This window comes from Rhizomicrobium sp. (assembly GCF_056722145.1).
Genome location: NZ_JBWZET010000214.1, coordinates 1 through 5,810, shown reverse-complemented (window position 1 = coordinate 5,810; position 5,810 = coordinate 1). Strand labels below are relative to the sequence as shown.

Annotated in this window: 8 protein-coding genes; 5 read left to right on the top strand and 3 right to left on the bottom strand. The window is 64.0% G+C overall.

What is annotated here, in order from left to right; translation table 11 throughout:
* Positions 1-407 (top strand): inorganic diphosphatase (ppa, locus tag AC1P6P_RS11810; RefSeq protein WP_481402641.1); only part of this gene is annotated, 407 nt, incomplete at its 5' end.
* Positions 408-561: 154 nt separating this feature from the next.
* Here the strand turns inward: ppa and AC1P6P_RS11805 are convergent.
* Positions 562-1,566, bottom strand: coding sequence for a glycoside hydrolase family 43 protein (locus tag AC1P6P_RS11805; RefSeq protein WP_481402640.1), 1,005 nt, complete (start codon positions 1,564-1,566; stop codon positions 562-564).
* Positions 1,567-1,782: 216 nt separating this feature from the next.
* Here AC1P6P_RS11805 and AC1P6P_RS11800 point away from each other — a divergent pair, with 216 nt between their 5' ends.
* The 3 genes from AC1P6P_RS11800 (at position 1,783) to AC1P6P_RS11790 (ending at position 3,396) form a co-directional block, all read left to right on the top strand.
* The gene (locus tag AC1P6P_RS11800) at positions 1,783-1,935 is read left to right on the top strand and encodes a DUF3309 family protein (protein ID WP_481402639.1); all 153 of its coding nucleotides are present in this window, start codon (positions 1,783-1,785) and stop codon (positions 1,933-1,935) included.
* A gap of 101 nt (positions 1,936-2,036) precedes the next feature.
* Positions 2,037-2,696: a hypothetical protein gene (locus AC1P6P_RS11795; RefSeq protein ID WP_481402638.1), complete on the top strand. Its 660-nt coding sequence runs from the start codon at positions 2,037-2,039 to the stop codon at positions 2,694-2,696.
* 127 nt (positions 2,697-2,823) lie between these two features.
* Complete coding sequence (locus AC1P6P_RS11790) at positions 2,824-3,396, top strand: DUF4339 domain-containing protein (RefSeq protein ID WP_481402637.1); 573 nt, start codon at positions 2,824-2,826, stop codon at positions 3,394-3,396.
* Here the strand turns inward: AC1P6P_RS11790 and AC1P6P_RS11785 are convergent.
* Positions 3,393-4,064: a CHASE3 domain-containing protein gene (locus tag AC1P6P_RS11785; protein WP_481402636.1), complete on the bottom strand. Its 672-nt coding sequence runs from the start codon at positions 4,062-4,064 to the stop codon at positions 3,393-3,395. The genes AC1P6P_RS11790 and AC1P6P_RS11785 overlap by 4 nt on opposite strands.
* A 77-nt stretch (positions 4,065-4,141) precedes the next feature.
* Positions 4,142-4,669, bottom strand: a complete 528-nt coding sequence (locus AC1P6P_RS11780) for a gamma carbonic anhydrase family protein (protein ID WP_481402635.1) — start codon at positions 4,667-4,669, stop codon at positions 4,142-4,144.
* A 282-nt stretch (positions 4,670-4,951) separates the two neighbouring features.
* Here AC1P6P_RS11780 and AC1P6P_RS11775 point away from each other — a divergent pair, with 282 nt between their 5' ends.
* Positions 4,952-5,689 (top strand): PhoH family protein, encoded by a 738-nt coding sequence (locus AC1P6P_RS11775; protein WP_481402634.1) that lies wholly within the window; start codon positions 4,952-4,954, stop codon positions 5,687-5,689.
* Positions 5,690-5,810: the final 121 nt, after the last annotated feature.

The following is a 5,810-nucleotide window of genomic DNA, read 5'->3' as shown; positions in this document are numbered from 1 at the left end:
GCTTCCTGCACACGTCGATGCGCTATCCCGGCAATTACGGTTTCATCCCGCACACGCTCTCGGGCGACGGCGATCCGGTCGACGTGCTGGTCTGCAACACCCGCGCGCTGGTGCCGGGCGCGGTCGTCAATGTGCGGCCCGTCGGCATGCTCAGGATGGAAGACGACGGCGGTGAGGACGAGAAGATCATCGCGGTGCCCTCGCCGCACCTGACGCTGCGCTACGAGGGCGTGCACAATTACACCGACCTGCCCGTGATCACGCGCGACCAGGTGGAGCACTTCTTCCAGCACTACAAGGACCTCGAGCCCGGCAAATGGTCGAAGATCCGCGACTGGGGCGACGCCGATGCGGCGCGGCGGGCGATCGTGGCAGGATTGGCGCGGGCGACGGAAATGAAGCGGTAGGCGCGGGCGGCGGCGACGTCATCCTTCGCGGCTCACGCGCCCCCCGTCACGCTGACGTGGCCGGCCGCAAACCTGATTTCATTGTTCTGTGAAATCTGTAAGCGGCCGGCCCGCGAAGCACGCACGGCGCGTGAGCTCAGGATGACGGCGTCAATCAATCCGTAAACGGATCGATCGTCTGAATTGAGCCGTCGGCGTTGAAGGTCAGTTCGGTGACCTTGGCGCAGCGCAGGTGGGTTTTGCCCGAGATCTGGCTGTCGGCGTAGAACAGCCACCACTTGCCCTTATGCGCGACGACCGAGTGATGCGTCGTCCAGCCTTCCACCGGCAACAGGATGTGGCCGCCGTAGGTGAACGGGCCATAGGGATTGTCCCCGGTCGCGTAATTGAGGAAGTGCGTATCGCCCGTGGAATAGGTGAAATAGTACTTGCCGTCGCGCTTGAACGTCCACGAGGCTTCGAAGAAGCGGCGGTCGTGGTCGCCGGTGAGCAGCGGCTTGCCGGTCTCGTCCAGGATCACCACGTCGCGCGGGCTTTCCGCGAATTCCTTCATGTCGGGCGTCAGTTTCGCCACCTGAGCGCACAGCGCCGGCTTGTCGTCCTCGCCGAGATCGGTGTTGGAGCCGTTGGGATCGAACTTGCCAGTGGCCCAGCGCTGCAACTGGCCGCCCCAGATGCCGCCGAAATACATATAGGCCGCGCCGTCGTCGTCGACGAATACCGCCGGATCGATCGAGAAGCTTCCCTTGATCGCTTCCGGCTCGGCCGTGAACGGACCGACCGGCGATGTCGAGGTCGCGACGCCGATGCGGAAGGCGCCGTCGTGCCCCTTGGCGGGGAAGTACAGGAAATAGGTGCCGTCCTTGTACGCGGCATCGGGCGCCCACATCTGCTTGTCGGCCCACGCCACGTCGTTGACATGCAGCACCGCCGGAGTGACCGTCACCGGGCCGCCGACTTCGTCCATCGACAGCACGACATAGTCATCCATCGCGAAATGGCTGCCGAGATCGTCTTCCGGCACGCCGGCGTCGATGTCGTGGCTGGGATAGACGTAGATTTTGCCCTCGAAGACATGCGCGGAAGGGTCCGCGGTGTAGATGTCCTCGACCAGCGGCTGCGACAGATATTTCCGCCCGTTCGGCGCGCGCTTTTCCATGTCCCGTCTCCCTGTGGCGGGCGCTCTGGCCCGTTGAATTCTGTTAGCGCTACCACACTCCGACGTCGAGCGCCTAGTGCCCAATCCGACGGCTGCGCAACTCGGTCGCGCCTGTCACACGTCGCGCTGATGAAGCGTACCGCAGTCGCCCGCTGACAGCGGAACCATCGGCGCGTCGCTGGCGTTTCTGTCGCTGAATGCAGCGGTGGAGCAGACATGGGCCTCGTCCTGATCGTCATTCTCATTCTTCTCGTCATAGGCGCCTTTCCCTCGTGGCCGTATTCCTCGGGTTGGGGCTATTACCCGTCCGGCGGTCTCGGACTGGTGCTGGTGATCGTCCTCATCCTGGTGCTGCTCGGGCGGGTCTGAAGCTTTTTTCACGTCCGGATTCTGCCCCAATCCGTTCAGGAGCGGTTCAGCCTGATGGGACGATGCTCAGCGCCAACATCGCCTTGAGAGGAGAGCTTCGCGTGATCAAGAGACTGATGATGGGTGCCGCCCTGGCCTTCATGGCCGCCACGCCGGCGCTGGCGCAATCGAGCTGGGGTCCGCCTCCGGGGCCGCCGGCCGGCGCCGATCCGGACGGGTATTACAGCCGCGCCGATCACGACGGCTATTACGACCGCAACGGGCGCTATCACCGCTTCGATGAATATCGCAACGACACCACCCAGGATTATTCACCGCCGCCCCCGCCGCCGGGCGATTCCTATCAGGAAGGCAACTACGAAGACCGCTGCCGCAGTGGCAATAACGTCGCCGGCACGCTGTTCGGCGCCCTCGCCGGCGGGTTGATCGGCGGTGCGGCCAGCCACGGCAACGGCGGCGCGGTGGTCGGCGGCGCCATCCTCGGCGGCCTGCTCGGCAACGCGGTCAGCCACGACATTCCGTGCGAAGACCATCCCTATGCCTTCCGCGCCTACGCGACCGGCCTGAACGGCGATATCGGCCGCCGCTACGAATGGCGCCACGGCGACAACTGGGGCTACTTCACGCCCGAGCGCGAATTCTACCGCGGCCGCACCGTGTGCCGGAGCTGGTCCGAAACCACCTATGCACGCGGGCGGACATTCACCCGGTCGGGCACCGCCTGCCGCCAGCGCGACGGCAACTGGCACTTCGACGATTGACATACGATTGCCGACCCCGAAGCTAAAGGCCTGGAATTCCGGGCCTTTTCTTTCCGCACCCCGCCGGGAAAGGTTTAAGTAACAATTCAAATCTAATTTAGGCATTTGAATTTTCATTCCGGCACGCATGGCGTCGACTTGGACCATCAAGGCGAACGACCGCTGCTTCGGGCCCTATGCGCTCGAGCAGATGCGTCAATTCGTGTCTGAAGGCCGTCTCGCGCCGCATTCCCTCGTCGCGGCGGCAGGCAATAACGGCTTCAGGCCGGCCGGCGAACACGACGAACTCGCCGCCCTGTTCCGGCCCGCCGCACCAGCGGCGCCGCGTCCGGTGTTCTTCACCGCCGAAGGCGATCTTGGCGCCGGCTATGCGGTGCGCGAACCGGAAGCGACGCCGCAATCGCGCTTCCTCATCATCGCCGAAATGAAATCGCGCTCGATCACCGGCCTCGAGCAGGAGATCATGCGCTGCGGCCAGGCGATCGCGATCATGCCGCAAGCGTGGCTGCTCGCCAGCGAGATGACGATCAACGCGCTGCGCAACAAGCTGGTGCAGCGGCTCGGGCGCATCGACATGCTGTTCATCGTCGACGCGACCCACAACAAGGCGGCGTGGTTCAATTACGGCCTCGAGAACGACGCGCGCATCCGGCGCATCTGGCAGGAAGCGCAGCGCCCGCAATCGGCAGAACCGGCTTAGTTGTCCACGCTCGCGACGCGGCGGCCGAAACCGCGGCGGCGGCGCAGCACCGTCTTCAGCACCACCTCCGCGAGACCGCCGAGGAAGGCCGTAGCGACGATCACGAAGGTCAGGATCAACGTGTATCGCTGCTGCTTTTCAGCTTGTGCCTGATGACCAATCAGATCTGCCATCAAAACGGTATGCAACGCCTTGAGCGAGGCTTGCACGTCGTAGCGTTTCTTGCGCTCGACCGGGTCGGTGATCACGACGGCGAGTTCTTTGGCGTGGCCGGGGCCCATCTTCACGAACTCGGCAAAGACCGCGGCGTGCCGGTCGATCCGGCGCGACAAGTCCGCGATGGCATCCGCGTGCTTAGGGTCGGTCAGACGGCCCAATTCCGCCAACCCGACCTGCAGGTCGCGCTGCTTTTCGTTCTCGTGGTCCAGGAACAGCTGCTCGCCAGTCAGGGCGTAGCCGCGGGCCGAAAAGTCCACCCCGATCACCAAGGCGTCGATTTCGGCGAGCTGCAGCAGCGCAGCGTTGGAACGCTGGACCGCTTCGTTGCTGTGCCGCAAGTCGCGTTCGGCCGACACCAGCAGCACCGCCGTCGCGACCAGCAGAGCCAGGCCGGCGACGACCATGGCTTTGCCCATTTCGGAGAGCTGCGCGGCGGGTGACGAGGCCATATCCCGGAAAATCCGTAAGGGAAATCCCTTGTAGCCCGCATCTGTTTAATCCGCGTTAACGCTACCGTTCGCGGCGCTTACAGTTGCGGAATCTGCGCGCAATACCGCCGTGCATTGGCGACATAGACTGCCGCCGAACCTTCCAGCCGGCGTTTCTGCTCCTCATCCAGCGCCCGCACCGCGCGCGCCGGCGTGCCGAGCGCCAGCATGCCGTCGGCGACGGTTTTGTCTTCGGCCAGCAGCGCCCCGGCACCGATCACGCAATACGATCCGACCCGGGCGCGGTTGAGCAGCGTCGCGCCCATGCCGATCAGGCTGTAGTCGCCGACCGTCGCCGAGTGCACGATGGCGCGATGGCCGACCGTAACGCCGCGTCCGAGCACGACCGGCTGACCGGGGTCGGCGTGGACCACGGCGTTGTCCTGGACGTTGGAGTCCTCGCCGATGGTGATCCAGTCGTTGTCGCCGCGCAGCACGGCGCCGAACCAGACGCTGGCGTTCTTCAAAATGCGCACGCGCCCGATCAACACGGCAGTCGGCGCGATGTAGCATTCACCGTCGGAAGAAAGTTCGGGCGAAATCCCGTCGATCGCATAAAGCGGCATTCGTTGATGTCCATTACTGCTTGATATTGCGGCACTAGGGCGTCGAGTGTGCCGCTTCGTTCATCATTATGCCAGATGCGTGACAGTGCGATTTTTGCGGCGCCCACACTATCCGCTTCTGTTATCCTAAAGCTGTTCTCGTGATTCGAGTTCGATCACAGCGGGGGCATAGACGGTGCGGCGTTGCACGTTTGAGATTTCGCGTTTTCACGGGCCTCGCCGCCGTCACGTTTCCTCACCTCACAAATCCATCGTCGTTTGCAAGTTGACCAGGGAGTATCCATGGCCAAACGGTCTGCGCGTTACAAATCTCCGATTTCGGACAATGAAAACGTCCGTCCGTTGTTTCCGTCCCGGGGGGGCTGGAGTCCGCGTGACGATGGGCCTCGCGACCGCAAGTATGTGAAAAACGTGCGGGCGATGAGCCCGGCGCAACAGCGGTTGATGAATGCCCTCGAGGAACGCGCGGTCACCGTCGCGCTCGGGCCGGCCGGCACCGGCAAGACCTACCTCGCCATCGTCAAGGCGGTGGAAGCGCTCGAAACCGGACGGGTCAGCCGCGTGGTGCTGACGCGACCGGCGGTGGAAGCCGGCGAAAGCCTCGGCTTCCTGCCCGGCGACCTCGAACACAAACTGGCGCCCTATCTTCGCCCGCTCTACGACGCCCTCACCGAGCGGCTCGGCACCAAGCGGCTGAAGGCGCTGGTGGCGGAGAACATCATAGAGATCGCGCCGGTCGCCTACATGCGCGGTCGCACGCTCAACGACTGCTTCATCGTCATCGACGAGGCGCAGAACTGCACCTACACCCAGCTCAAGATGCTGCTGACGCGGCTCGGCTGGCGCTCCACCATGGTGCTCACCGGCGATCCCGATCAGACCGATCTGTTGCCGGGCCTGTCGGGCCTGAAAGAGGTCGCCGACCGGCTTGAGGAAGTGCCGGAAATCGCGGTGGTGCGACTTGCCGATTGCGACATCGTCCGGCACCCGCTGGTCGCGGGTATGCTGACGGTGCTGTGACCTATTTGGAAACGTAGATGTTCAGCACGAACAGGCCGAGCACGAAGCTCCAATAGCCGGCGATGGCGGCGGCCAGCCAGAAGGCGATGCCGGAGCATTTCTTGGCCTTGAAGGAGTTGGC